The sequence below is a fragment of the Cysteiniphilum sp. 19S12-1 genome (assembly GCF_052030685.1).
Classification (GTDB): domain Bacteria; phylum Pseudomonadota; class Gammaproteobacteria; order Francisellales; family Francisellaceae; genus Caedibacter.
On the sequence record NZ_JBQAJM010000001.1, the window covers coordinates 48,958 to 73,625 of the forward strand.

A 24,668-nucleotide genomic window follows, 5' to 3' on the forward strand; every position below is an offset into this window, starting at 1 on the left:
TATGACTGAAAGAAGAAATACGCTTGGCGTCGTTGTTATCACCAAAAACGAAGAAAAAAATATCGCCCGTTGCTTAGAATCTGTCAAATGGGCAGATGAAATTATTGTTGTTGATTCAGGTAGTACTGATAATACACTTGAAATTGCCAAATCTTATGGAGCCAAAGTTTATCATCAGGATTGGCTCGGGTTTGGTGAGCAAAAAAATATTGCGATTTCTAAAGCGACAAGTAACTGGCTGCTTGCGCTAGATGCAGATGAAGTCATCACCAAGGAACTTGAGAAAGCCATTTTAACAGCCATTGAAAGCAACCGTTACACAGTATACAAATTCAAAAGATTATCTCAATTCTGTGGTCAATGGATTCATCATGGTGATTGGGGAAGAGATGTGATCACACGTTTATTCAAACGTACAGAAGCAAAATATTCAAATGACATCATCCATGAACGACTTATAACCACTCATAATCCTCAGCTTATATCTGGCATATTGCTGCATTACTCACAAGACAGCATCACCAACTCATTAAAGAAGATGAATGAGTATAGCGATGGCACCTCAACAATACTTTGGCAGAAAGGCAAAAAGACATCACTCATGAAAGCCAATTTCCATAAACATTGGACTTTCCTGCGTGGCTTTATTATGCGACGAGGATTTCTAGATGGTAAACGCGGCTACTTAATTGCTAAACTCTCAGCTTATGGCTCGTATTTTAAATATGTTAAATTATGGGAGAAACAACAAAATGAGCAATAACACCTATCAAGGATTGATTTCAGTTATTGTCTCGACCTATAACTGGCCTGATGCGCTGAAACTTGTTTTAACAGCGTTAAACAATCAAAACGATGAAAATTTCGAGGTCATTATTGTTGATGATGGTTCAACCTCTGCAACCAAAAAGATGATTGAGCAATTTAAAACAGTGGCTCGCTTTCCTCTAAAGCATTTATGGCAAGAAGATAAAGGATTTCGACTTTCAAGAGCTCGCAATATGGGAATTAAAGAAGCCAGCGGTGATTATATTATTTTTATTGATGGAGACTGCATCGTCAGACCAAAATTTCTGACAAATCACCGAATATTAGCCAAAATTGGACACTATGTTGCAGGCAATCGTATTTTGCTCAGCCCAAAATTCAGTAACACGTTGCTTGACCTGAAATTTGATGTTTCCAAGAAAAGCTTAGCGTATTGGCTGAAACAACGTTTTTTAAAACACATCAATCGCTGGCATACTTTACTAACAATTGGCTTAAACAGTCAAATAAGGTATAAGCATGCGCGAAAATGGCAGAAGGCCAAAGGGTGTAACATGGCTTTTTGGCGACAAGATTTATTAAATATATGCGGCTTTGAAGAAGAAATTTCCGGCTGGGGCTATGAAGACTCTGATTTAATGATCCGTCTTATTAACCATGGTATAAGAAGAAAATCAGGCTACTTTGCAACAACTGTCTTACACCTTTGGCATAAAGAAGCCGATCGTTCACAAGAACAAAACAATCTAAAGCGTTTAAACAACCTCATGAAAAGCAATAAAGCAATGGTGCACAAAAGCCTTCTATTACAAAAGGATGAGTCATGAATATTTTTGTTATTAATCTTGAGAAAGATATATCAAAAAAAAGGCATATTACACAACACTTTAATGAAATGGGGATAAGTGATTATCAATTTATTCCAGCCATTTATGGTAAGACTTTAACTCAAGATGAATTAAATGCTGTGTACTCTGAAAAAAAAGCAATACATGACAATAAACGACCCTTGACTTTAGGTGAGGTTGGTTGCGCATTAAGTCACGTAACTTGTTATCAAAAAATTGTGCAAAACAACCAAGCTGCTTTTATTTTTGAGGACGATTGCCTGCTCAATGATGAAGCAGTAAATATTATGAAGTCAATCAATGATGAGTTGCACAACTCAAATAAAGAAATAGTCATATTATTATCACTAGCTCGTTACGTACAAACAAGAAGCAAGCATTTCTTCATCAACAGCGAGAATCACAAAATCAAAAGAGCACATCAAGCTGCATATACACACGCATATTACATTACTCCAAATGCTGCCAAAGAAATGCTTGAGCATTTTAAAGTGATTTCACGCCCAATTGATAGTTGGGGTTATATCCGCAAATACAGCAGTATCGAAATACTATGTGTTTACCCTTATTGTGTCAGCACCGACGAAACTGCGGCAAATCAATCAAGCATTGCACAAGACAGAATAAAGCATGAACAAAAGAACAAATCTATACCCAGCCGCTTCGCTAAATTTTTTCGTGAAAAAATCATGAAAACATACCTGCAAAAAGTAGTCTCACTGATTACTGGCATCAAAGCTCAGCATCATACATGGTGATAATTATCCCAATCATAATTGCTTCGATGATTTCTTAAACTCATAACGCAATACTCGCGGCAATAATTTTATTGCTGAAAAATTACTTCTACATAACATCTGCCAAAAAAGATTGCGGGCTGATATCTTGTTATTTGAGCGGTAATAAGCAAATAACAAGGATTTTGCATAATGACGCCATGCGGTGAAATTATGTTTTAAAAACGCTGTATTTTTCTCAAGGATCAGTTTATAACTTGTCGCTGCTTTTAATGCGCTAGACTGCCTACTTAAGCTTGAAACAGATGTATCAATATAGACATCAATTAATATTTTTGACACCGGCCTATACTTTGCTTTTAAAAACAACATTCTAAGTAACAGATCAATATCTTCAGCAATTTCTAATTCAGTGTCATAGCCCTTTAGCTGAACCAGCAATTCTTTTTTTATCATTAACCCCAGATTGTTCGACCAATAATGCAACATCGGTACATCATACATTTCAATATTTTCTGGAATTTCATACACAAACTCTTCAGTTTTATATAGCTTTCCATCTTCATATAATTGATTGCGCTTACCACACCACATAAAATCAAGCTCTGGATACTTTAACAAATGCTTTTCGTATTCAGCCAAATACTCAGGATGTAATTGATCGTCATCATCTAAAAACGCAACATATTGTCCCAATGATAGTCTTACTCCGGTATTGCGTGCGGCAGAAACTCCTTGATTATAATTATGGCGAAAATAGCGTAGCTTTGAGCACTGCAACGAAGCAATATAATCTTCATAGTTTTCGCTTGAACAATCATCTATCACAAGAACTTCGTAATCATGATCATATCTTTGAGTCAATGCACTTGCTAAGGCGCGCTTAAGTAGAGTTAAGCGGTTATAGCTGGTAATAACAATCGAAAATTTCACCGTTCAGACACTTCATTATAATTTTAACTGGGATTGTATCGCAATCTCAGTGTATAATCCCCCTGTTTTTTTAACAATGAAAATACAACTAAGCTCAAGGAGTCTGCTTTGCCTGCATCTAGCAACCTGCTACAGTCAAATATAATCAATAAGCTTTACATAATATTTGCTTTTCTACTAGGAATATTCTCTTCTGTATCTTCAGCACTCACCAGCATCTTTGCTGTATTTTTACTGCTATTGTTCATTATCAGCGGTGACTATCGTGCTAAATTATCTTTAATCAAACGCTTTTATATTTGGCCTGCCATTGCATTAATTGTATTGGCATTGATAAGTTGCCTGTATTCAACGCTACCATTTAATGAATCCATTGGTTGGGTTGGCAAGTTCTATAAGCTCTTGATTGTTTGGATTATTGGCTATGTATGTTACAAAAACCCTGAGATTATTAATAAACTTCTATTGGCATTTTTTATTGGCGTGATACTCAATGTCATTGCTATTTTTGTGAACTACTACTTTCTAAGCCCTGAAAGTGCGATTGTTTTTAGTGGCGCAACTTTTCCAGCTGCACAGTCACACTTTGTGACAGGCTTTATCTTTGCTGTTGCTGCATTTATGCTCTTTTCAATGGCTTTAACAACACATAATAAAAAGCGACGAGTACTTTTTCTGATTCTTGGCATTATCATTATTTGTGCCGAGCTTGGCTTAAACACGAGTCGCACTGGTTATTTAATTGAATTTTCCGTATTGGCAGTTGGCTTTTTTATGAAATTCCGCTGGAAGGGTTTAATTGCAGCCATTGTCATTGTCCCAAGTGTTTTTGCTGCATTTTATCATTTCTCGCCAAACTTCAAGATGCGTATTGATGAAGCCTACAACAGCACCATTAGCTATTATAATGGTACAAACACTGACACCTCTGCGGGTATTCGCTTGGGTTTTTATCACACTGCTTTGGGAATTTTTGAACATAAACCGCAACGTATTTTCTACGGTTGTGGCACGGGCGCGCAAACACAGTGCAGCACACATTTTATTAATAGCGAGATTCCATCAAATGACAAAAAATATTATCGCGTAATCAACAATCCACATAATCAATATATTTATTTTGCAATGCAATCAGGCATTTGGGCACTAGCAATCTTCATCTTTTTATTACTCGCTTCTTTTTACTATGCTAAAGACATGCCAATGATGATGCGCAATAACACACGTATCCTTATCATTGCTTTTGCTATTGGCTGCTTGGTGAATTCATGGATACTGGATATTGGCCCTGGATTTATCTTTTGCTTTTTGTTACCCGTCGTGTTAGCCCAACGCTATACCAAAGGCACTGATTCACAATAAAACCAAATTCCCCAATATTTTTATCTCTAGTTATATTAAACTACTTAGCAGATATTGATTTGCTGTAATAAAAAATTATCGTGACAACAACACAAAAAATACCACATTATCATTTTATTGGCATTGGCGGCATCGGCATGTCAGCCTTAGCTATCTTCTGCTTACAAAAAGGCTATCAAGTATCTGGCTCTGATTTACAATCATCAGAGTTAACGATAAAACTTAAACAAATGGGTGCGCATATTTCATTGGGACACAATACTGGAAACCTGACAAATGCTGATGCCGTGATTTATACCTCAGCCATGCGCAAAGATAATCCAGAATATCAAAAAGCATTGAGTCAAAATATAACAGTTTATCATCGCGCCGAATTTTTAGCCTTTTTAAGCAAAGGCTATGCTGAGCTTATTGCCATTACCGGCACCCATGGCAAAACAACAATTACAAGTCTTTTGGCACATATCATGCATGAGGCAGGACTTGATCCGAGCTTTATTAACGGTGGACTTGCTAATAATTTCACGCATCACGCGCATGCTGGCAATTCACCTTATATGATTATTGAAGCAGATGAAAGCGATGCCTCTTTTCTTAAGATTCATCCAAAACACATCATTATCAGCAATGTTGATTTAGACCATATGCAAACCTATCAGCATGAGATTAAAGCACTTATTAAAAGCTTTGCTGATTTTGCTTTAACTGATAATGTCAGTGGTGAGATTCTTGTTGGCAGTGGTAACGACAGCGCTTATAAACTAGCCGAAATAATTAAAGCAAAAAAACCAAATGCCAAACATTATGGCTTTAAAAGTGATATGGATATTCAAATTACTCATTTCCAACAAACAACGCAACACGCCAAGTTTAATATTACCATTGCAGGTAAAGTCTACAACAACTTTGTCAGCACACTACCTGGCAAACATAATGCTGAAAATACGCTTGCAGCAATTGCCCTTTGCCTTAAGTTTGGCATTACAGAGAATACGATTAAACAGGCACTATTAAGCTTTAAAGGCATTTATCGTCGTTTTAATCACTACCAAATCATCGTTAATGATCACCCTGCTCAACTCATTGATGATTACGGTCACCATCCGGTTGAGATTCAAAGCACACTGGATGCCATTGCCCAACAATTTCCGCATCAGCGCCTTATCCACATCTATCAGCCACATCGTTATACACGGACGCGTGATTTATTTCATGAGTTTATCAATTGCTTAAACAGTGCGGACATTGTGGTTTTAATGCGCAGTTATGCCGCCAGTGAAAACCCTATTGATGGTGCGCATGCAATTGATTTATTTAACATATTAACAAGCAAACACCCACAGTGTTTTTATGTGGATAATAATGAGGAAGCCAAAACCCTTATCGATAAACTTGCAACAGCAAATGACGTGGTACTCGTGCAAGGGGCAGGGGACATTGCTAATTTAGTGAGTATGTTGCGATGAAAAATCAAATTGAACGCGGTGTGTTATACGTTGTCGCCACACCAATCGGCAATCTACAGGATATTACTTTGCGCGCTTTAGATGCTTTAAAGCAAGCTGAGATAATCTTCGCTGAAGACACACGTGTCACGCGTAAACTATTAGAGCAATATGCGATTAAGCCGCCCGTTGTTATCTCCTGCCATGAACATAACGAACAGGCGCGTGTTGATTTATTAATTCAACACTTAACTGATCAAAAAATAGTGACTTTAGTCAGTGATGCCGGCACGCCATTGATTAGCGACCCTGGTTTTCACTTGGTGAAGAACCTACGCGCACGAGGTTATCCCGTAGTACCACTACCAGGTGCTAATGCTTTGATCACAGCATTATCCGCAGCAGGCATCGCGACCGATGGTTTTCAATTTAAAGGTTTTTTACCTGCCAAGTCGTCAGCACGCAAAAAGATTTTACAAAATATCGAAAAATCAACGATCACGACAGCATTTTACGAATCAACACATCGAATTATTGCGACATTAACAGATATTCAAGATACACTACCAAATCACACGTTGGTTGTTGCCAAAGAACTGACGAAACAATTTGAGCGTTTCTTTAATGGAACTGCTTGTGATATTTTAGCTGATTTTGCAAAAGACTCTTCATTAACAAAGGGGGAATTTGTTATCCTCATTGAAGGTGTTAAGGCAGATAAAAAAGACGATACTATTATTGATGAGCACAAATTGCTTAGCTTATTATTATCAGATTTGCCAATCAAGAAAGCTGTCAGCATTGTAGTGGAGCTTACCCAAGGCAAAAAAAACGCCCTGTATAAACAAGCACTTGCTATACAAGAAGATAAACAAAACAATACCAATAATACATCAGGAATATAAATTTAATGGGACGATTTAGTTTTACGATTAAAATGAGTTGGTATCAACGTAAAAAAATAAAAGCGATTGCCCAGCGCAAACACCAAGTGGAAAATGTCACACAGTTAAATCCTGAAAAACTTAAAAAATCAGGTATCAACTATATTGCACTTGATTTTGATGGCGTACTCGCGCCCCATGGTCAGCCATTGCCAAATGAAAAAATTCTCAACTGGCTTAAATCGCTCACGAGTAAATACAGTGAGCATCATATTTTTATTCTTTCAAATATGCCAACAGCAGAGCGCGCTCAGTATTTTGCTACACACTTCCCCAATATTCGTTTTATTGATGGTGTCGCCAAAAAACCTTATCCTGATGGCTTATTAAAAATTCAAGAGCTGGCGTCATGCAAAGCACGTGAACTGGCGCTTATCGATGACAGGCTATTGACCGGATGTCTTGCCTGCATTTTAGCAGGTAGCTTTCCTATCCTAGTTACAAGACCTTATAGCAACTACAAGAGACGACCTTTTCAAGAAAGCTTTTTTGGCTTATTACGTTTTATTGAGAAGTCAATTTTTCTCTGAATTACTATACATTTTAAAGGGTATTCGAGAGTTACACTTAAAGCCTGACGACTTATTGTTGTATTTTAAAGTCGATGGTGAAAGCATCACGCTTCTTGATATTGGTAGCCATGCTAGCATTTTTGGAATGTAATATTCTACATCATTGTTGCAATATAGCCTTAGCACCCTGTTCAATCATCTTTTGCGCTAATGCTTTACCCAAATTAACAGCATCATCACCATTTAAGGTCTCACGCATGATTGCTTTGCCATCACTACTGGCAACCATTGCCGTTAACTGCAAACTGTTAGCATCTTTTTCACAAAATGCCGCAATGGGCACATGACAGCCACCTTGTAGCGCTTCATTAAAACTACGCTCTGCCAAGGCGCATACTCTAGCATCTTCATTATCAATGGCATTTAGCAATGCTTTGATTTTGGAATTTTGCGCTAAGTACTCAACAACAACGATGCCTTGCCCCACTGCTGGCAATGATATACTGACATCAATCAAGCTTTTAATGCGCGTGCTTAACTGCAAACGAATTAACCCGGCTGCAGCTAAAATAATCGCATCATACTGACCCTCATCGAGCTTTCTGAGTCGTGTTTGGACATTGCCACGCAAATCGCGAATATCCAAATCTGGTCGATAGGCTAACAGTTGTGCTTTTCGTCTTAAGCTTGATGTACCAACAATCGCTCCTTGCGGCAGATCATCAATACTAGCAAACGCATTTGATACAAAGGCATCTTGCGGATTTTCACGCTGACAAAAAGCACCTAGTGCAAAGCCTTCAGGCAATTCATACGGGACATCTTTTAGTGAATGAACGGCAATATCCGCACGCCCCTCTGTCATTGCCACTTCAAGTTCTTTCATAAAAAGCGCTTTACCACCAATTTGATTCAATGGACGATCGAGAATCTTATCACCTTGTGTTTTCATCGTAATAATGTCACAGATCAACCCCGAATGTGTTTGCTCTAATAACGCTTTGACGTAATGACTTTGCCATAACGCCAGTTGGCTATCACGCGAAGCAATAATCAATTTATTTAGCGGTGTCATTGATTAGCCCATAACATGATTGAATAAAGCGACTAATATCATGAATCTCAGGCATGCACACGCTATGCTCCATCGGATAGTCATGAAATTCATACTTTATGCTTAATTCATCAAGCTTAGCTTTAAGCATTTGTCCGGCAGCAAATGGCACAACAGGATCATGACTGCCATGCCCTATAAAGAAAGGCGTTTGCTGATTAGCACTGTTAAGCTTTGTCTTAAAATAATCCCAATCAGGTAAATAAGTTGATAAAAGGACAATACCGGCAAATGAGTAAGGCATCGTAAGCCCTGCTAACGCAGCAATTGCTCCACCTTGTGAGAAGCCAGCAATAATCATATTTTCAGTAGCAATACCGTCATTCATCTGCGCTTGAATAATTTGATCTAATGCAGACAAAGAATCTTCAATTCCTTGGCAATCGACATCACGTTTAATATCATCGATGCGTTTTATGTCATACCAAGCACGCATTTTGATACCCATGTTAATCGTCACTGGCTGCACAGGCGCATGCGGAAAAATAAAACGCACACTTGCATCAACTGGCAAACTTAACTCAGGCACAATCGCCTCAAAATCATGTCCATCAGCACCCAAACCATGCAACCATATCACAGCATGCGTTGCTTTTTTCGCTTTTTGTTTTGGTTCAACAATCACTAAATCAAGCATTTTTCCCAATCTATATTACACTTAATTTTAAAAATGCTGTCATTATGAAACACAATACGCTTGAATGCTAGCAACATACGTGGCAAATTAATACCGTTTGATAATTTAGTAATCAATAAAATTTAGGAGCTAAGACCATGGTTACCCTCATTATTATCGTTGTTATTCTCGCTTTGATTTTTGGCTATGTGCTGATGACTTACAACAGCCTTATTGCTGAAATTGAAGCCGTTAAAAATTCTGAACGTCAAATCGATGTTCAGCTAGATCGTCGCGCCAAAGTCTTTGACTCACTGATTAGTGTTGTTAAGAAATATATGGATTATGAGCAAACGACATTAAAAGACGTCACTGCTCTAAGAAACCAAGCAATACACGCCAAGGAAAAAGGCGACTCTGAAACGCGTATGGCAGCTGAAAATGAAATCTCAAAAATCGCCGGCGGTTTGAATGTCCAATTTGAAAATTATCCTGATTTAAAAGCCAATCAAAACGTCATGCAATTACAGGAAGAAATTACCTCTACCGAGAATAAGCTGGCTTTTTCAAAGCAATCTTTTAATGATAGTATTGAAAAGTACAATGCACACAAGAAATCAATGATTGCCGGAATGGTTGTTAATCTATTTAAAAGCAAGCTTGATGAAGATTTCATCTACTGGCAAGTCAGTGATGAGAAACGTCAAGTGCTTGAAGATAGTCGCGTTGAGTTATAAGCCATGTCTGCAATTGATGTCAACGGTGTCGATTGGCGCGAAGTCGTTAAAAAAAACACGCGTAAATCGTATATTGTTATCGCTTTATTTTTAATTATCTTTTTTGCTCTTGGTTTTTTGATTGATCTTGTTTGGCGCTATGGTCAATACGGCGGCATGATGACTTATGCTGGATATCGTTTAAGTTTTGCTGATATCGCTTATCTTGTTGCCACATTAAAGCTCACCCCATGGGCGACGATTATATCGACTATTATTGCCTTTATTTGGCTTATGGCAACCTTTAGCTATTATGATAAGATCATGCTTGCTGGCACTCAGTATCGCGAGATTACAGCAAATGACCCTGACCCACTTTGTCAGCGCATTTATAACGTCACCGAAGAGATGAAAATCGCAGCAAACATGCCTTATATGCCAAAAGTGTATTTGATTGAAGCGGATTATATGAATGCCTTTGCTTCAGGCTTCTCTGAGAAATCATCAATGGTTGCGGTCACACGTGCACTTGCCAATCGTTTAAATCGCGATGAATTACAAGCCGTCATGGCACATGAATTAACGCATATTCGCAATCAGGATATTAAGCTTAATCTATTTACTGTTGTACTATCGAATATGCTGATGTTTATGATTGAGTTTTTATTTTACTCAACCTTGTTTGGTGGCAATCGCAACCGTCGTGATAATAACAATGGTGGCAATGCGATGGCGATTATCTTTATGGTGATTATGTTATTACGTTTCATATTGCCACTTATTACCAGCATGATGGTGCTGTTTTTAAGTCGCACACGTGAATACATGGCAGACGCTGGTGCCGTTGAACTGATGCGTGATAACAAGCCGATGGCGAATGCCCTCATTAAAATCAGTCAAAATCACAACGAACCACAGACGGCACAAAGCTATGCGCACAACAACAATGAGCGTATGCGTCGCGCCTCTTACCTGTATGATCCAGCCAGTAGCAAGTTTGCTGCAGGTGGCATGGATGATATGTTTTCCACCCACCCAAGCTTAAAAAAACGCTTGGCTTCTATTGGTGCTAATCTGCGCTAGCTTAGTATATCCCGTATTATTTCTTCGGCACCGATTAAAGGGAGTAATCTAAGGATCACATCTTCAAATACGCCTTTTTCAGCTTTAGTAATAAATTGGCACTTGCGATCTTTCCAAGATAATGTTTGCACAATTGATGATGCCACAACAGATGGTTTATCAATATTGTTAATAGGAACTTCAGTAGCAGCACCGCGAATAGATGTGCTCACTGGACAGCAAATAAGTGTCGCTGTTTTTGAGTTATACTCCTTGGATGATAAGACAAAAGCAGGGCGATATTTACAAATTTCCTTGCCTTTTGTTGGCTCAAAATCAAGCCATACAATATCATTTCGCTCTGGTATGTACTGTTTAGTCACGCCACTCATTGCCCTGTGGTTTTGCTATTAAATCTTGGTGACTACTTTCATCTAAGCTATTAAGTAATGATGATTCCGAGAATGGCAAAATTGTTTTTTGTTTTGCTTTGCGTATAAATAAGCCATCTGCCTTTATTTCAACATCAACAATAGTCCCCGCTTTAAAGTCTGTTAAATCTCTGAGCGCACCTGATAACCTAATACCAAGGCTGTTTCCCCATTTGAGGATTTTTGCGTTTGTATGCATAATAGATTCCAGTTATTTTAGTTATACATAGTATAACAACTATTTGATAAATTACCATCAGCAGTCACTATTTTAGTGCATTTTAACTTCACCTGATATTTCTGTCACTAACCACGTAAATACTGTTTCAAGTCACTGGCTGAATAGACACTGGAGATCACCGTTTTATGCATTGCTTTGTTATATTTTGACGGTTTAAACCATGGGATATACACTGAAAAAATAATTGCCAAAGTCCCCAATAAAATAATCATACGTCTTAACATACCCTCCCCTTTGAATATTAAAGCATCATCTTTAAAAATCTACCCGTGTGCGACTGCGCATTTTTAACAACGCTTGCTGGCGCACCTTCAGCAATAATCTGACCACCGCCATCACCCCCTTCAGGACCTAAGTCAATAATCCAATCTGCCACTTTGATCACATCTAAATTATGCTCAATAATAACAATGGTATTGCCTTGCTCACGCAAACGCATAATGACATTTAACAATTGCTGGATATCATGAAAATGCAGTCCTGTGGTCGGTTCATCAAGAATATATAGTGTTTTTCCAGTAGCAGTTTTTGATAGCTCTTTAGCTAGTTTCACCCTTTGCGCCTCGCCACCTGACAGGGTGGTTGCATTTTGCCCCAAGGTAATATATGACAAACCAACATCCATTAAGGTTTGTAAGCGACGTTTAATCTGAGGAACCGCCGAGAAAAACGCCAAAGCTTCTTCAATGCTCATATCCAATACTTCACTGATATTTTTGCCTTTGTATTGAATTTCTAAAGTCTCACGATTATAACGTTTGCCCTGACAGACATCGCATGGCACATATACATCCGGCAAAAAGTGCATCTCAACTTTTAACACACCATCACCTTGGCATGCTTCACAGCGTCCACCTTTGACATTAAAGCTAAAACGTCCTACCTGATAACCACGTGAACGGGATTCAGCAGTTGCCGCAAACAACTCGCGAATGGGTGTGAAAACGCCAGTATAGGTCGCAGGATTTGAGCGCGGTGTGCGCCCAATCGGGCTTTGATCAATATCGATAACCTTATCTAATAATTCAAAACCTTTGTGTTTATCATAAGCTTGCGCTGTAATGCTATTATTTTTATTCAGGAGCTTTGCCGCTAAGGGGTAAAGTGTACGATTAATCAAGGTTGACTTGCCTGAACCTGACACACCGGTGACACAAGTTAGCAAACCTAAAGGTACTTTTAAATTAACATTTTGCAGGTTATTGCCTTTAGCGCCATAGACCTCAACATATTGCCCTTTTTTTGGCTTTAACTTCTTGCCATTAATGGTAATCTGTTTGCGCTTGGCAAGATAATCTGCCGTTAATGATTTTTCATTATCAATGATTTCACTCAATCGCCCTTCAGCAACGATTTGCCCGCCATGAATGCCCGCACCAGGTCCTATATCGATAATATGATCGGCTTGTTTAATCGCATCTTCATCATGCTCAACCACAATTACCGTATTACCTAAATCACGCAGATGATGCAAGGTGTCTAATAGCTTTTGATTATCACGTTGATGCAGTCCAATCGATGGTTCATCAAGAATATACATCACCCCCACCAAGCCTGCACCGATTTGACTGGCTAGGCGAATCCGCTGTGCTTCACCGCCTGAAAGTGTATCTGCTTGCCGTGAGAGATTTAAATAATCCAAGCCGACATTAACTAAGAAACCTAAGCGCGCCAGAATTTCTTTTAACAGGCGCTCGGCAATCACTTGCTTTTGACCGCCAAGTGTTAAATCATCCAACCATTTGACACTATCTTTAATCGATAATGCTGTTAATTGCGCGATATTCTTACCCGCAATAAACACATTACGCGCCCCCTCATTTAAACGCGTTTCATTGCAACTTGGGCATGGCAAATTACTCATCAGTTTACTTAATTCTTCACGAATCATGTTTGAGTCGGTTTCTTTATAACGACGCTCAAAATTTGCTAACACACCTTCAAATGGCTTTTGTGCTCGATATTCTCTGCCACCTGAGCTTTTGAAATAAATATTAATCTCAGTTTTACCGGAGCCATTTAGTACCAACTCTTTTTGCGCATCCGTGAGTTTATTAAATGGTGTATCCAATGAGAAATCAAAATGCCGAGCCAATGCTTCTAATTGCGCGAAGTAGTAGCCATTACGCTTATCCCAACCGTGGATTACGCCTTGATTTAAACTTAAATTATCATCAACAATAACTTTATCGGCATCAAAGTAAGCCTTTGTACCTAAGCCATCACAGCTTGGACAAGCACCAATCGGACTATTAAATGAAAAGATTCTAGGTGCTAGCTCTTTAAGTGAGTAATTACAATGTGGACAGGCGTGTTTGGATGAAAAAATAATATCGTCTTGCTCACCATCTAAAAACACAAGCTTAGCAATGCCCGCTGATAAGTCTAATGCTGTTTCAAAGGACTCTGCTAAACGCTGTTGGTTTTTCTTTTGTGGTTTAAATCGATCAACGACTACTTCAACCGTATGCTTTTTATAGCGATCCAATTTAGGTGAATCACTCAGCTCATATAATTCACCATTAATACGCGCACGCAAATACCCTTCAGCATAGAGCTTTTCCATTAACTGAATATGCTCGCCCTTTTTATCAACAATCACGGGAGCGACAATCATAAATTTTGTCTCATCATCAAAACTCAACGTATGATCGACCATCTGACTAATCGTTTGCGCCTTTAGCTCAACTTTATGCTCAGGACACATTGGCTCACCAATACGCGCAAATAATACACGCAAATAATCATAGATCTCCGTTACCGTGCCTACGGTTGAGCGTGGATTATGCGAAGTGGTTTTTTGCTCAATGGAAATCGCAGGGGACAAACCTTCAATATGTTCAACTTCGGGTTTATCCATTAACGATAAAAATTGTCTCGCGTAACTTGATAAAGACTCAACATAGCGACGTTGGCCTTCAGCGTAGAGTGTATCAAATGCCAATGATGATTTACCCGAACCACTTAAACCCGTAATAACCGTTAATTTATCGCGAGGAATCTCTAAGTCGATATTTTTAAGATTATGCGTTTTCGCCCCTTTAATTGTAATTTTATCCATGATGTCATGCCGCAAAAAAGAATGACCAGATTGTAACACAATCATTCAGCGGGTTGAATTATGCGGTTGCACTTCAAACTAGAAGTTAAGTAATCAATCAAGAATAAGTTGCGCTTTAATTCCCCCTCACCCGTGCAGCTTAAGCTGCACGACCTCTCCCGCGAGGGGAGAGGTGCTAGCTGATGCAACTTATTTATGCCTTAATGCACCACCTTAAGAAGTGGCTTGTAAATATAGGCTTTGCAACGAACTTAAATCTATCATCCCTGATAAAATGGATTGCCACGCATCCATGCTCGCAATGACACCCTGTGACCTGTCATCCTGAGCCAGGAGGGCGTGAGGATCCAATGCGAAGCTGCCATGGATGGTTAGTAATCGAGCTAATGGATTAGGTTTTAAAAGAATTAACAATTTTTTGACAATCACGATCATACGGCGCTTCAAAGCACATATCTTCACCAGTTTTTGGATCCTTAAACGATAAATTGGCAGAATGCAAAAACAAGCGATTAAAGCCTTTTTTTATTAACACTTGGTCTTTATCGGCAATACCGTATTTTTTATCGCAAACGATCGGGCAGTTATATGCCGCAAGATGCACACGAATTTGGTGTGTTCTACCGGTGTGTGGCATTGCTTCCACCAAAGTGTATTGATCAAATTTTTGCAAGATTCTAACACTAGTTAATGCATCCTTACCTTCTGTTTTGTCAACACGCACCATACGCTCACCATGTGATAATAAGTGGCGCTTTAATGGCAAATCAATCTGTTTGACTTTATTTGACCAACTGCCATGCACTAGGGCGTGATAAGTCTTTTGCACTTCACGCTTTTTCAAAGCTTCATGAAAATAAGTCAAGATGCTGTATTTCTTGGCAATGATCATACACCCTGAGGTTTCTTTATCCAAGCGATGTGCAAGCTCAAGTTTTTTAGCCTGAGGACGCAGTTGACGCAAACGCTCTATTAATCCTGAATTAACACCTGATCCTCCGTGAACGGCAATACCTGATGGCTTGTTAATAATCATATAATCTGCATTTTCAAATAGAATAAGTGATTCAAGAAAGGCTAAATGGTCATCACTTACCTTAGCTGGTGCTTCTTCCTCAAGGATAAATGGTGGAACACGCACGATATCACCCGGCTCGACACGATAGGTTTGTTTAATGCGCTTTTTATTAACGCGTAAATCTCCTTTGCGAATCCAGCGATATATCAAAGATTTGGGTAGTTTACTAAACTGTCCTATCAGAAAATTATCGATGCGTTGACCTTCGCGATCAGCATCTACTTCAATATGTTGAACACCTGCCATCTTAGAACTTAACCACACTACGAATACTTTCGCCTTTTGCCATTAACTCATCTGTGTGACAAACACCAGAGGCATTAATCTTAATACGTACTTCACCTTTCTGGGGTGGTAATACATCAATAGTTTCAATGGAAAGGGGTTTATCAGCTTGCCAAGCAATGGCTGCTTTAGATTTTATAATATGAGACATATTGATCCTTTGTTACTGCAAAACATTGAGGCTTATTATGCGCGAAACTCCTTAAAGCGCCAAGACTTTCAATGTTTTTGCATCCTGTTTGTCGGCGATGACAATATTTCAACCCACTTTGACTGTATAAGCATAAGTCGAAGCCTCTATGAAGTGTTTAGTCTTAGTCTGTTTGTCGTTAATAAATCAAATCCTTTGGATCTATATCGATAAAATCTGGTTCAGGTGTTACCTCAAACTGAATAGCTTGAATGGCTTCTCGATTTTCTAACTTGGCTTTGCATACCCGATGCATTCCATCCATAATTTGTCCATCGGCACACAGCAAAATAGGATAACTCAAATCGGCAGCTTGAATAAGTTTCATATGCTCAATAATATTCAAACACGTCGGCTTAGCTTCACCCAACTCATACCAATAACACTCATCAAGTTCTTTAATTTGATCGATTTTAATCGATATTGCTTTTAGATGCTGTGATTCTTTAACAAGCTTTTTCACATCCCAAATTAAAAGCTGTCCTTTAGCCGACTTTCTGAAATGATACTGCGCCCTCATTCGGCAGTCTGCTCTAAGCAGGAATTGGTTTTACTAAGCTCAGCCATAGCAAGGCTAGTGGCTTTTTGGATCACCACATCTTGTGCTTTAGCATCTTGCTTATCCTGTGTATAGAAAACACTAATTACAACCGGTTTGCACTTGTTTGGCCATATTACGCCAATGTCATTCGTTGTACCGTAATCACCCGTACCTGTCTTATCACCAACGATCCAAGACCTGTTAACACCTGCTTTTATGCGTTTATCTCCCGTGGTATTTGTTTGCATCCATTTGATCAATAAATCGCGCTGCATTGTAGGAAGAACATTACCCAATACAATTTTATCCAGACTTTGTGACATGGCTTTTGCTGTTGTCGTATCTCTTTTATCTCCTGGGATGGCAGTATTTAAATAAGGCTCATAACGGTCTAACCTAAAGGTCGTATCACCAATACTTTGCGCAAACTGATTTAATTTATCCAGACCACCTAACTCTTTAAGCAGTAGGTTTGCTGCCGTATTGTCACTTAACATTGCTGCATGACAGAGCGCTTTAATGCTCATGCCTTTACCCAGATTTTTTTGGGTGTACGGCGAGTACGCATTGACCATATCTTTTTGAGTATAATCAATCTTCTTTTCAAGCAACCTGGGCTCATGAACACTCTTTTTTAATACTGCCGCAACAAGCATCAGCTTAAATGTACTACACATCGGCATGCGTTTATCCGCATGATAATCAACCGCGTGATCATTCGATGTATCAATGGCACTAATTGCCAGTTGCCCACCATATTGTTTTTCAAGTGCCTTAAAATTATTATCAGCATTTGCAAAACTTGTGAACGTAATTAAAGATAAAGACGCAGCTACCATATATTTATTCATCAACCTCACAACACCCCTTATTGATTTCTATTTGACAAAGTGTACAACGCTTATCATCATATCGACAAATTCACCATAACACTATGCCAAATACCATGTCTGATATTGCTATTTTTGATCTTGATCACACACTTATTTCTGTTGATTGCTCCAACGAGTGGGCAAAATATTTATGTGATCACAAGCTTGTTAATAATCCAAAAACTTTTATGGCAACCAAAGAAGCCTATGATCGCGCCTATCATGCTGGTGAAGTCGATATGCTCGGGTTTTGTCACTTTATTTTACAGCCTCTTATTGGACATAGTGAGAGTTCATTGCAAGGCACATTAAAAGACTTTGCCCACTTTATTGTCAAGAACTTCACTTACCCTGCAGCTCACCAAGCAATTAAAGATCATCAAGCAAAGGGCGATCATATTTTATTAATATCCGCAAGCTTGATTGACTTAGTGCGCCCCATTGGTCTTTTGCTTGGATTTGATCAAGAGAATATTATCGGTGTGCAAAGCATTAAAGAAAATGGCAAACTCACCGGTGGCGTTATCGAACCACTAAGTTTTGGTATCGGTAAAGTTCACTACTATCAACAATGGCTTCAAGAACAATCTAAAGTATTTGAGCAAAGTATTTTCTACTCTGACTCCATTAATGATGCGCCATTATTAAAGCTTGTTGATAAAGCAATTTGCGTGAATCCAGATCCTAAGTTATATGATATGGCTACTAAAAATTTATGGCAAAAAAATCACTGGGCTATGCATGGTCAAGAGGCCACGTTATTTAACTAAAGACTCTCAATAGTTTTTCCAAACAAGCTAATGTAGGCAGAGTTGAGCATAGCAATCGTCTTGTCAGCAAAGTCCTGAGTTGCTAACTTCCTACTTTCAAGCCAATAATAGTAATCTACTGAACTAGAAAAAGTTCTGTCTGGTAAGAGATAAAACTCAGCTAAGCAATAATTATGATGCTCACTAAATTCATCATAAAACCTCTGTATATCGAGCGCTTTTTTCTTATTCTTTTCGCTCTGCTTCACTTTATATTCATAGGCCTTACTATTTTCATATGCATTACGTATTTTGTCATTTGATACAATCAATTTGTCATATATAGCGGCATCGTACTCTAGTAAACTATAGTCATGTATTTTTAATACAATCCTATTAACACATACCGATATAGATTTATATTTTTTATGAATCTTTTGATAATATGTCTCAAGAAACCTTGAACATTGTTGCTGTTTTTCCCTATTTTCTAATGTATCGACAAAAACATTGCCAGTTGATGTCGGTAGGCACTCAATTACTTCATCATACATTTGCTCACTAATATGCTGAAAATCATTGATACTATAAGTACAATTTGCAATTTCATTCGATAAAGGTACTGCGTAACTTTGAATAATAATTTGTTCCTTATTGAATTTACGATTGTAGTGATCCACAATGAACGTAACCCCTCCTGAAATAAGTGACAAAATGAAGTACACAAAGAAATAATGAGCATACCTTCTCCTCAGTCTATGCCTATCTATATTAAAGAACCTTATTATTCGTTGCTCAAAAACAAATAAAACAGAAATGACTACTATTCCCAACAAGATAAGACATACAATTATAGTCATTAATTTAGGTCTATTCAGGACGCATATGCGGAAATAGGATTACATCACGAATCGATGCGCTATTGGTGAAAAACATCACTAGTCTATCGATACCGATACCTTCACCTGCAGTCGGTGCCAAACCATACTCTAAAGCACGGATATAATCCGCATCATAAAACATCGCCTCGTCATCTCCGGCAGCTTTTGCTGCAACTTGCGCTTTAAAGCGTGCCGCCTGATCTTCTGCGTCATTTAACTCAGAGAAACCATTAGCTATCTCGCGTCCACCAATAAAGAACTCAAAACGATCGGTAATAAAAGGATTGTCATCATTGCGACGCGCCAATGGTGATACCTCTGCCGGATATTCAGTAATAAAGGTTGGTTGAATTAAACGGTGCTCAACCGTTTCTTCAAAAATCTCTGTTTGTACTTTACCTAAACCGTAGTGTGATTCCACTTTAATGCCTAGCTTTTTAGCGATTGCTACAGCTTGGTCAAAGTCAGCCAGCTGCTCTTTTGTAATCTCTTGATTAAAATGTAAAATCGAGTCAAACATACTCATACGCAAAAAGGGTTGTGCCAAATCATAATCCTGACCTTGATAATGAATGTCGGTAGTACCTAGCACGTCTTCAGCCATCTTGCGCAATAAGTCTTCGGTTAAATCCATCAGATCTTTATAGTCAGCATAGGCTTGGTAAAACTCAATCATGGTAAACTCAGGATTATGGCGCGTTGATAAACCTTCATTTCTGAAGTTACGATTGATTTCATAAACACGATCAAAACCACCAACAACTAAGCGCTTTAAATAAAGCTCAGGTGCAATACGCAAATAAAGCGGCATATCCAGTGCATTGTGATGCGTTGCAAATGGCTTTGCTGAAGCACCTCCTGGAATCACGTGCATCATTGGCGTTTCAACTTCCATAAAACGATGCTCATCAAAATAACGACGAATAAATTGAATCATTTTGGAACGCGTCTGAAAAACCTTGCGACTGTCACTATTGGTCATCAAATCAACATAGCGCTGACGATAACGCGTTTCTTGATCAGACAATCCATGAAATTTATCAGGCAATGGACGAATGGCTTTAGTGAGCAGCTTAATAGTGGCTGCATGCACTGATAACTCTCCGGTATTAGTCTTAAATAATGTCCCTTCAACGCCGACAATATCACCCAAGTCCCAATGCGCATTAAAGCGATCATACTCGCCTTCGGCTAAATCATTCTTACGAATATATGCTTGAATACGACCAGACATATCTTGCAACGTGATAAAAGAGGCTTTACCCATGACACGCTTAAGCATAATGCGTCCGGCAATTTTAACGATTGGTTTATCAGTTAACGCTTCTAGCTCTGCTTTTTCGATCTTTCCATACTTTGCTTGCAAGCACGCTGCTGCGGCATTAGGTTTGAAATCATTGGCAAAAGCAATACCGTTATTTGATTCAGTATGCTCTTTAAGCTTTTCTTTGCGCACTTGAATTTGGTTATTTTCCTCAATTTGCGCTTCTTCTTTTGTCATTACTTGATCTTGAACTTGTTCTGTCATGGCTATTATTCCAATTTTTTATTTTAATCTCTAAGGGCGTATTCAATACGCCCCTACGCTACATTATATACAACAACCCTTTACGCTAAATTATATGAAATACGCCCCACGGTGTATCATATCAATTTTAGCAATTTGGCCATCACAAACCCATTTTCAAGCTGGCTTCGATAAACTTATCTAAATCACCGTCAAGCACTGCTTGTGTATTGGTATTCTCTACAGAGGTTCTTAAGTCCTTAATTCTTGATTGATCCAGTACATAAGAGCGAATTTGACTGCCCCAACCAATATCTGATTTCGACTCCTCAAGCGCTTGTTTTTCTGCATTACGCTTGTGCATCTCTAGCTCATATAGCTTTGACTTTAGCTGCTTCATTGCTTGATCTTTGTTTTTGTGTTGCGAGCGATCATTCTGACATTGCACGACAATACCTGATGGCTCATGCGTAATCCTTACAGCAGAATCTGTACGGTTGACATGCTGCCCACCCGCACCTGACGCGCGATAAGTATCAATGCGCAAATCTGCTGGATTAATCTCAATCTCAATATCATCACTGACCTCGGGGGAGACAAAAACCGATGCAAATGACGTGTGACGTCGGTTGCCCGAATCAAACGGTGATTTACGCACCAAACGATGCACACCCGTTTCAGTTCTAAGCCATCCATAGGCATACTCACCTTCAAAACGAATCGTGCAGCTCTTAATACCCGCAACATCACCATCTGACACTTCAATAATTTCAGTTTTTAAGCCATGCGCCTCGCCCCAGCGTAGATACATACGCATCAACATTTGCGCCCAATCTTGTGCTTCAGTGCCGCCTGAGCCAGACTGCACATCCAAAAATGCATCATTGGGATCCATTGGGTTATTAAACATGCGCATAAATTCAAGCTTGGCTAACGCGGATTCCAAATGATCGATTTCGACAATTACCTCTTGCAAGATGCTCTCATCATCAGCTTCTTGCGCAAACTCAATCATCTCTAGCGCATCAGTAATACCCTTGTCCAGAGCTATGACATTATTAACAACCACTTCAAGGGCTGTTTTTTCTTTACCTAGCATTTGCGCATTTTCTGGGTCATTCCAAATTGCTGGATTTTCCAACTCCATTAATACTTCATCTAAACGCTCTTTTTTATGAGCAAAGTCAAAGATACCCCCGAAGTGTATCTAGGCGAGAAGACATCTCTTTTAATTGTGTTTTATAGCTATTTACTTCCATTACAGAAAAATTTATTTCATTGGCGTTAAAGTGGTCGATATTCTAACACAAGCGCCACTCAGCTGCGAATTGTTTCTTTGCCTGCCTTAACGATTGCCAGAAACCATATGAAGGTTTAAAACAAGTTGACTAACTGTAACACCACCCCTAAAAGCACTTTGCAAGCTTTTTTGCATAAAATTCACATTTTGTCTTTTTTAGTTACATTGAGTCTTAAAGCCGATTGCAACTATTGAGTTCTTATTTTTTGCTCTATACACTCTGCATCTTAAGTGTAATGCTTTGCTGAATGAGAGCGTTCTCCAATACTGTTGAGTCTTGTGTTTGCTGTACCCGGTGTCTGCATAGCTGACTTAAGCGCAAACATTCCGCCCTGAAGCATATAATTTACTAGACTATAAAAGAGCAAAACAATGCAAGAAACTATTTTAATCATTGATGATGACGGTGAAGTTAGAAGCCTACTATCCGATATGCTGACTCGAAACAACTTTAAAGCATGCGCAGCAGCTAATGCCCATGATGCAAGTAGACATATTAAGCAGGATCCACCTGATTTAATCCTACTAGACATCGACCTTCCCCTAGAAAATGGCATCGATTTTTGTAGAAAACTGCATACCGAATCTCCTATACCAACCATTATGCTCACAGCTTCAGACGATGACATTGACAGAGTTTTATCTTATGAGGTAGGAGCAGATCACTACATAACAAAGCCCTTCAACCCCAAAGTGCTCATAGCTGCAATCAAAGCAGTCCTACGACGATCACTAGAATCACAGACCTTGAAATTAGAACAAAAACGCTCTCACTACGCCTATTTCAAAGATTGGTGCTTCAATATTAAAGAGAGATCACTAACACACACTAATGGTATCTCTATTGAACTGACAACAAAAGAATTTGAGGTACTGCAATTACTCATTGAGCATCATGGGGAACCGTTGTCTAGAGATAATCTCATTATGAAACTATACGGTAGAGAATATAATGGTTTGGATAGAAACTTGGACATGATGGTTCTAAGGATTAGAAGGAAAATAGAAAACGATCCTCAAACCCCTCAAATAATTAAAACCGTACATGGGACAGGGTATATGTTCAGCTCCCCAATTCGCTGGGAAAACTCAACAGAAGGGGGTCTTCCTGAAAAACCATGAAATATAAAATTACAACAAATAACTATCCTTTTCATTAAAAAACTTAGCTTGGTTGGATATATTACAGATTACGAGAGATAATACGCTGTTCGTGAATCATTTTGCAATGTTTAATTTGATGCTTCTGAATGATTGTGTTACAGGTAATAGCTAGGACTATTAACAAAATCCAAGCATTCAAAAGTACGATAGATTAAATAATAAAAATTCTGTGAAATGATTCGCAGGCGGTATAGTATCAGATGGGTTAGTGTCTTTAACCACAAGCTCGAAATGGATGTAATACAATAAGGAGATAATGTATGCATTTGCTATTATCCTATCAAACACAGGCTGTACACGAAAATAATCTGTACAGTGCAGAGTTTATGCTCGCAGAAGGAGTTCCTCTTTCCATTGTATCAAAGGTATTTGAAGAAATACCTTTGAACGCCCTTTTAAGAATGAAGCCTGCTTGAGATATGGGGAAAAATAAAGCCTTTTGCTTCCCCACCATCCCACAAGCTTTGGCTAAAAATTTTCACTCAACAAATGTATGGTCAATTTATTAAGCCAGCAGCCTAAATCATAGTAACGAGTAAGGGTAACAAAGTCATACACCTCAAAAAGACAGTATAAATCCTGAACAATATTTCTTACTGTGGATTCAGCACGAAAGATGCGATTAGCAATCTCGAGGTTGTTGTGTCCTCTACATTTTAATGTGAGTACATAAAACTTCAAAAGTGACAATTTGACGGGTTTAAAGTAATTCCATATTGTCAGGCTTTTGCCATCCCAAGTTACAGGAGTCTTTGCTATTTTAAAAAAGAAGCCTCTAATCTCAACTTTTTCCAAATTGAGATATGTTCTTGTCGTAATAATTGACTCCGGGCCTTTATCACTGAAATAAAATAATTCTTTTTGTATAGAAACGCCTTTAAGTAAGCGCGCTTCCTTTTCACCCGTTGAATAGATTTTATGAAATGGTTTTAGCTCTGCTATATCCACTTCACTCTTTCCCTGCAATTCTTTCTCATCTTCAACACCAAGATACGATAAATATTGCTTATTAATATTGACTAATCTGCCAAGTTTATCCTTTTCAAAAAAAGCAAATTCATGCTGCGCCATAATATTCCCCATAATGACAAAAAATCTTAAACATAATTACCTTCTCTAGCAACCACAAATGATATATAAGTGATTTTAGGAAAAAAAGCGTAAAACTACGTAACAATTAATAATTTATAGAAAATTAAAGAAACTATAATTGTCATTTTGCAAAACAAAGAAACGAAGCTGCATTGCTTAAGACAAAATGATGAAGTTGCCTCAATTCGATTGAAAGAAAATCATTTGTCGCGAAAAATT

28 protein-coding genes are annotated in these 24,668 nt (G+C 38.5%); 13 read left to right on the forward strand and 15 right to left on the reverse strand.

Annotation, left to right across the window (positions count from 1 at the left end):
- The first annotated feature begins 1 nt into the window (after position 1).
- The 3 genes from ACTS4L_RS00250 to ACTS4L_RS00260 are packed head-to-tail and all read left to right on the forward strand — an operon-like array spanning position 2 to position 2,374.
- A complete protein-coding gene (locus tag ACTS4L_RS00250; RefSeq protein ID WP_440617294.1) occupies positions 2-763 on the forward strand; it encodes a glycosyltransferase family 2 protein in 762 nt (253 codons plus the stop codon).
- Positions 753-1,595 carry a glycosyltransferase family 2 protein gene (locus ACTS4L_RS00255; RefSeq protein WP_440651575.1) on the forward strand — a complete coding sequence of 281 codons (843 nt, stop codon included), beginning with the start codon at positions 753-755 and terminating at the stop codon, positions 1,593-1,595. The genes ACTS4L_RS00250 and ACTS4L_RS00255 overlap by 11 nt, the downstream gene beginning before the upstream one ends.
- Entirely contained in the window at positions 1,592-2,374 is a 783-nt protein-coding gene (locus ACTS4L_RS00260) for a glycosyltransferase family 25 protein (protein ID WP_440617297.1), read from the forward strand. Before ACTS4L_RS00255 ends, ACTS4L_RS00260 begins: the two co-directional genes overlap by 4 nt.
- A 12-nt stretch (positions 2,375-2,386) precedes the next feature.
- Here ACTS4L_RS00260 and ACTS4L_RS00265 read toward each other — a convergent pair whose 3' ends face one another.
- Positions 2,387-3,286: a glycosyltransferase family 2 protein gene (locus ACTS4L_RS00265; protein WP_440617298.1), complete on the reverse strand. Its 900-nt coding sequence runs from the start codon at positions 3,284-3,286 to the stop codon at positions 2,387-2,389.
- Positions 3,287-3,394: 108 nt separating this feature from the next.
- Between ACTS4L_RS00265 and ACTS4L_RS00270 the strand changes: the two genes are divergently transcribed.
- The 5 genes from ACTS4L_RS00270 to ACTS4L_RS00290 all read left to right on the forward strand — a co-directional run bounded on the left by ACTS4L_RS00270 (position 3,395) and on the right by ACTS4L_RS00290 (position 7,700).
- Positions 3,395-4,648 carry an O-antigen ligase family protein gene (locus tag ACTS4L_RS00270; protein ID WP_440617299.1) on the forward strand — a complete coding sequence of 418 codons (1,254 nt, stop codon included), beginning with the start codon at positions 3,395-3,397 and terminating at the stop codon, positions 4,646-4,648.
- Between the two features lie 80 nt (positions 4,649-4,728).
- Complete coding sequence (gene murC / locus ACTS4L_RS00275; protein ID WP_440651577.1) at positions 4,729-6,114, forward strand: UDP-N-acetylmuramate--L-alanine ligase; 1,386 nt, start codon at positions 4,729-4,731, stop codon at positions 6,112-6,114.
- Positions 6,111-6,998 (forward strand): 16S rRNA (cytidine(1402)-2'-O)-methyltransferase, encoded by an 888-nt coding sequence (rsmI, locus tag ACTS4L_RS00280; RefSeq protein ID WP_440617303.1) that lies wholly within the window; start codon positions 6,111-6,113, stop codon positions 6,996-6,998. Before murC ends, rsmI begins: the two co-directional genes overlap by 4 nt.
- Positions 6,999-7,003: 5 nt before the next feature.
- Positions 7,004-7,567, forward strand: coding sequence for a YqeG family HAD IIIA-type phosphatase (locus ACTS4L_RS00285; RefSeq protein WP_440617304.1), 564 nt, complete (start codon positions 7,004-7,006; stop codon positions 7,565-7,567).
- Positions 7,545-7,700, forward strand: a complete 156-nt coding sequence (locus ACTS4L_RS00290; RefSeq protein ID WP_440617305.1) for a type II toxin-antitoxin system YafQ family toxin — start codon at positions 7,545-7,547, stop codon at positions 7,698-7,700. Before ACTS4L_RS00285 ends, ACTS4L_RS00290 begins: the two co-directional genes overlap by 23 nt.
- A 9-nt stretch (positions 7,701-7,709) precedes the next feature.
- Here the strand turns inward: ACTS4L_RS00290 and hemC are convergent, their stop codons facing one another.
- Together hemC and ACTS4L_RS00300 are read right to left on the reverse strand one after the other, a co-directional pair.
- Complete coding sequence (gene hemC / locus ACTS4L_RS00295; protein WP_440617306.1) at positions 7,710-8,624, reverse strand: hydroxymethylbilane synthase; 915 nt, start codon at positions 8,622-8,624, stop codon at positions 7,710-7,712.
- Entirely contained in the window at positions 8,608-9,300 is a 693-nt protein-coding gene (locus ACTS4L_RS00300; protein WP_440617307.1) for an alpha/beta hydrolase, read from the reverse strand. The genes hemC and ACTS4L_RS00300 overlap by 17 nt, the downstream gene beginning before the upstream one ends.
- Before the next feature lie 137 nt (positions 9,301-9,437).
- Here ACTS4L_RS00300 and ACTS4L_RS00305 point away from each other — a divergent pair, with 137 nt between their 5' ends.
- Complete coding sequence (locus tag ACTS4L_RS00305) at positions 9,438-10,016, forward strand: LemA family protein (RefSeq protein WP_440617308.1); 579 nt, start codon at positions 9,438-9,440, stop codon at positions 10,014-10,016.
- Between the two features lie 3 nt (positions 10,017-10,019).
- On the forward strand, positions 10,020-11,078 hold the full coding sequence (htpX, locus tag ACTS4L_RS00310; protein WP_440617309.1) for a zinc metalloprotease HtpX: 1,059 nt from the start codon (positions 10,020-10,022) through the stop codon (positions 11,076-11,078).
- Here htpX and ACTS4L_RS00315 read toward each other — a convergent pair.
- From ACTS4L_RS00315 to bla, 8 genes are all read right to left on the reverse strand, one after another.
- Positions 11,075-11,449: a type II toxin-antitoxin system PemK/MazF family toxin gene (locus ACTS4L_RS00315; RefSeq protein WP_440617310.1), complete on the reverse strand. Its 375-nt coding sequence runs from the start codon at positions 11,447-11,449 to the stop codon at positions 11,075-11,077. The genes htpX and ACTS4L_RS00315 overlap by 4 nt on opposite strands.
- The gene (locus ACTS4L_RS00320) at positions 11,433-11,687 is read right to left on the reverse strand and encodes an AbrB/MazE/SpoVT family DNA-binding domain-containing protein (RefSeq protein WP_440617311.1); all 255 of its coding nucleotides are present in this window, start codon (positions 11,685-11,687) and stop codon (positions 11,433-11,435) included. Before ACTS4L_RS00320 ends, ACTS4L_RS00315 begins: the two co-directional genes overlap by 17 nt.
- Positions 11,688-11,794: 107 nt before the next feature.
- Positions 11,795-11,953: a hypothetical protein gene (locus tag ACTS4L_RS00325; RefSeq protein ID WP_440617312.1), complete on the reverse strand. Its 159-nt coding sequence runs from the start codon at positions 11,951-11,953 to the stop codon at positions 11,795-11,797.
- Between the two features lie 17 nt (positions 11,954-11,970).
- The gene (gene uvrA / locus ACTS4L_RS00330; protein WP_440617313.1) at positions 11,971-14,790 is read right to left on the reverse strand and encodes an excinuclease ABC subunit UvrA; all 2,820 of its coding nucleotides are present in this window, start codon (positions 14,788-14,790) and stop codon (positions 11,971-11,973) included.
- 391 nt (positions 14,791-15,181) lie between these two features.
- On the reverse strand, positions 15,182-16,114 hold the full coding sequence (locus ACTS4L_RS00335; RefSeq protein ID WP_440617342.1) for an RluA family pseudouridine synthase: 933 nt from the start codon (positions 16,112-16,114) through the stop codon (positions 15,182-15,184).
- A gap of 1 nt (position 16,115) precedes the next feature.
- Positions 16,116-16,304, reverse strand: coding sequence for a hypothetical protein (locus tag ACTS4L_RS00340; protein ID WP_440617314.1), 189 nt, complete (start codon positions 16,302-16,304; stop codon positions 16,116-16,118).
- Positions 16,305-16,482: 178 nt separating this feature from the next.
- Positions 16,483-16,863 carry a hypothetical protein gene (locus tag ACTS4L_RS00345; protein WP_440617315.1) on the reverse strand — a complete coding sequence of 127 codons (381 nt, stop codon included), beginning with the start codon at positions 16,861-16,863 and terminating at the stop codon, positions 16,483-16,485.
- Positions 16,860-17,735 (reverse strand): class A beta-lactamase, encoded by an 876-nt coding sequence (bla, locus tag ACTS4L_RS00350; protein ID WP_440617316.1) that lies wholly within the window; start codon positions 17,733-17,735, stop codon positions 16,860-16,862. The genes ACTS4L_RS00345 and bla overlap by 4 nt, the downstream gene beginning before the upstream one ends.
- 95 nt (positions 17,736-17,830) lie before the next feature.
- Here bla and ACTS4L_RS00355 point away from each other — a divergent pair, with 95 nt between their 5' ends.
- Positions 17,831-18,526 carry an HAD family hydrolase gene (locus ACTS4L_RS00355; RefSeq protein ID WP_440651579.1) on the forward strand — a complete coding sequence of 232 codons (696 nt, stop codon included), beginning with the start codon at positions 17,831-17,833 and terminating at the stop codon, positions 18,524-18,526.
- Here ACTS4L_RS00355 and ACTS4L_RS00360 read toward each other — a convergent pair.
- The 3 genes from ACTS4L_RS00360 to prfB all read right to left on the reverse strand — a co-directional run bounded on the left by ACTS4L_RS00360 (position 18,523) and on the right by prfB (position 22,152).
- Entirely contained in the window at positions 18,523-19,185 is a 663-nt protein-coding gene (locus ACTS4L_RS00360; RefSeq protein WP_440617318.1) for a hypothetical protein, read from the reverse strand. The genes ACTS4L_RS00355 and ACTS4L_RS00360 overlap by 4 nt on opposite strands.
- A 190-nt stretch (positions 19,186-19,375) precedes the next feature.
- Complete coding sequence (gene lysS / locus ACTS4L_RS00365; protein WP_440617319.1) at positions 19,376-20,914, reverse strand: lysine--tRNA ligase; 1,539 nt, start codon at positions 20,912-20,914, stop codon at positions 19,376-19,378.
- A gap of 142 nt (positions 20,915-21,056) precedes the next feature.
- Positions 21,057-22,152, reverse strand: a protein-coding gene (gene prfB, locus ACTS4L_RS00370) for a peptide chain release factor 2 (RefSeq protein WP_440617320.1) whose coding sequence is annotated in 2 segments (ribosomal slippage) — positions 21,057-22,079 and positions 22,081-22,152 — 1,095 coding nt in all. Because the reading frame shifts where the segments join, the coding sequence is not laid out codon by codon here.
- A 413-nt stretch (positions 22,153-22,565) separates the two neighbouring features.
- Between prfB and ACTS4L_RS00375 the strand changes: the two genes are divergently transcribed.
- Positions 22,566-23,315: a response regulator gene (locus ACTS4L_RS00375; protein WP_440617322.1), complete on the forward strand. Its 750-nt coding sequence runs from the start codon at positions 22,566-22,568 to the stop codon at positions 23,313-23,315.
- 302 nt (positions 23,316-23,617) lie between these two features.
- Positions 23,618-23,773 (forward strand): hypothetical protein, encoded by a 156-nt coding sequence (locus tag ACTS4L_RS00380; protein ID WP_440651581.1) that lies wholly within the window; start codon positions 23,618-23,620, stop codon positions 23,771-23,773.
- 52 nt (positions 23,774-23,825) lie between these two features.
- Here ACTS4L_RS00380 and ACTS4L_RS00385 read toward each other — a convergent pair whose 3' ends face one another.
- Entirely contained in the window at positions 23,826-24,428 is a 603-nt protein-coding gene (locus ACTS4L_RS00385; RefSeq protein WP_440617323.1) for a hypothetical protein, read from the reverse strand.
- Positions 24,429-24,668: the final 240 nt, after the last annotated feature.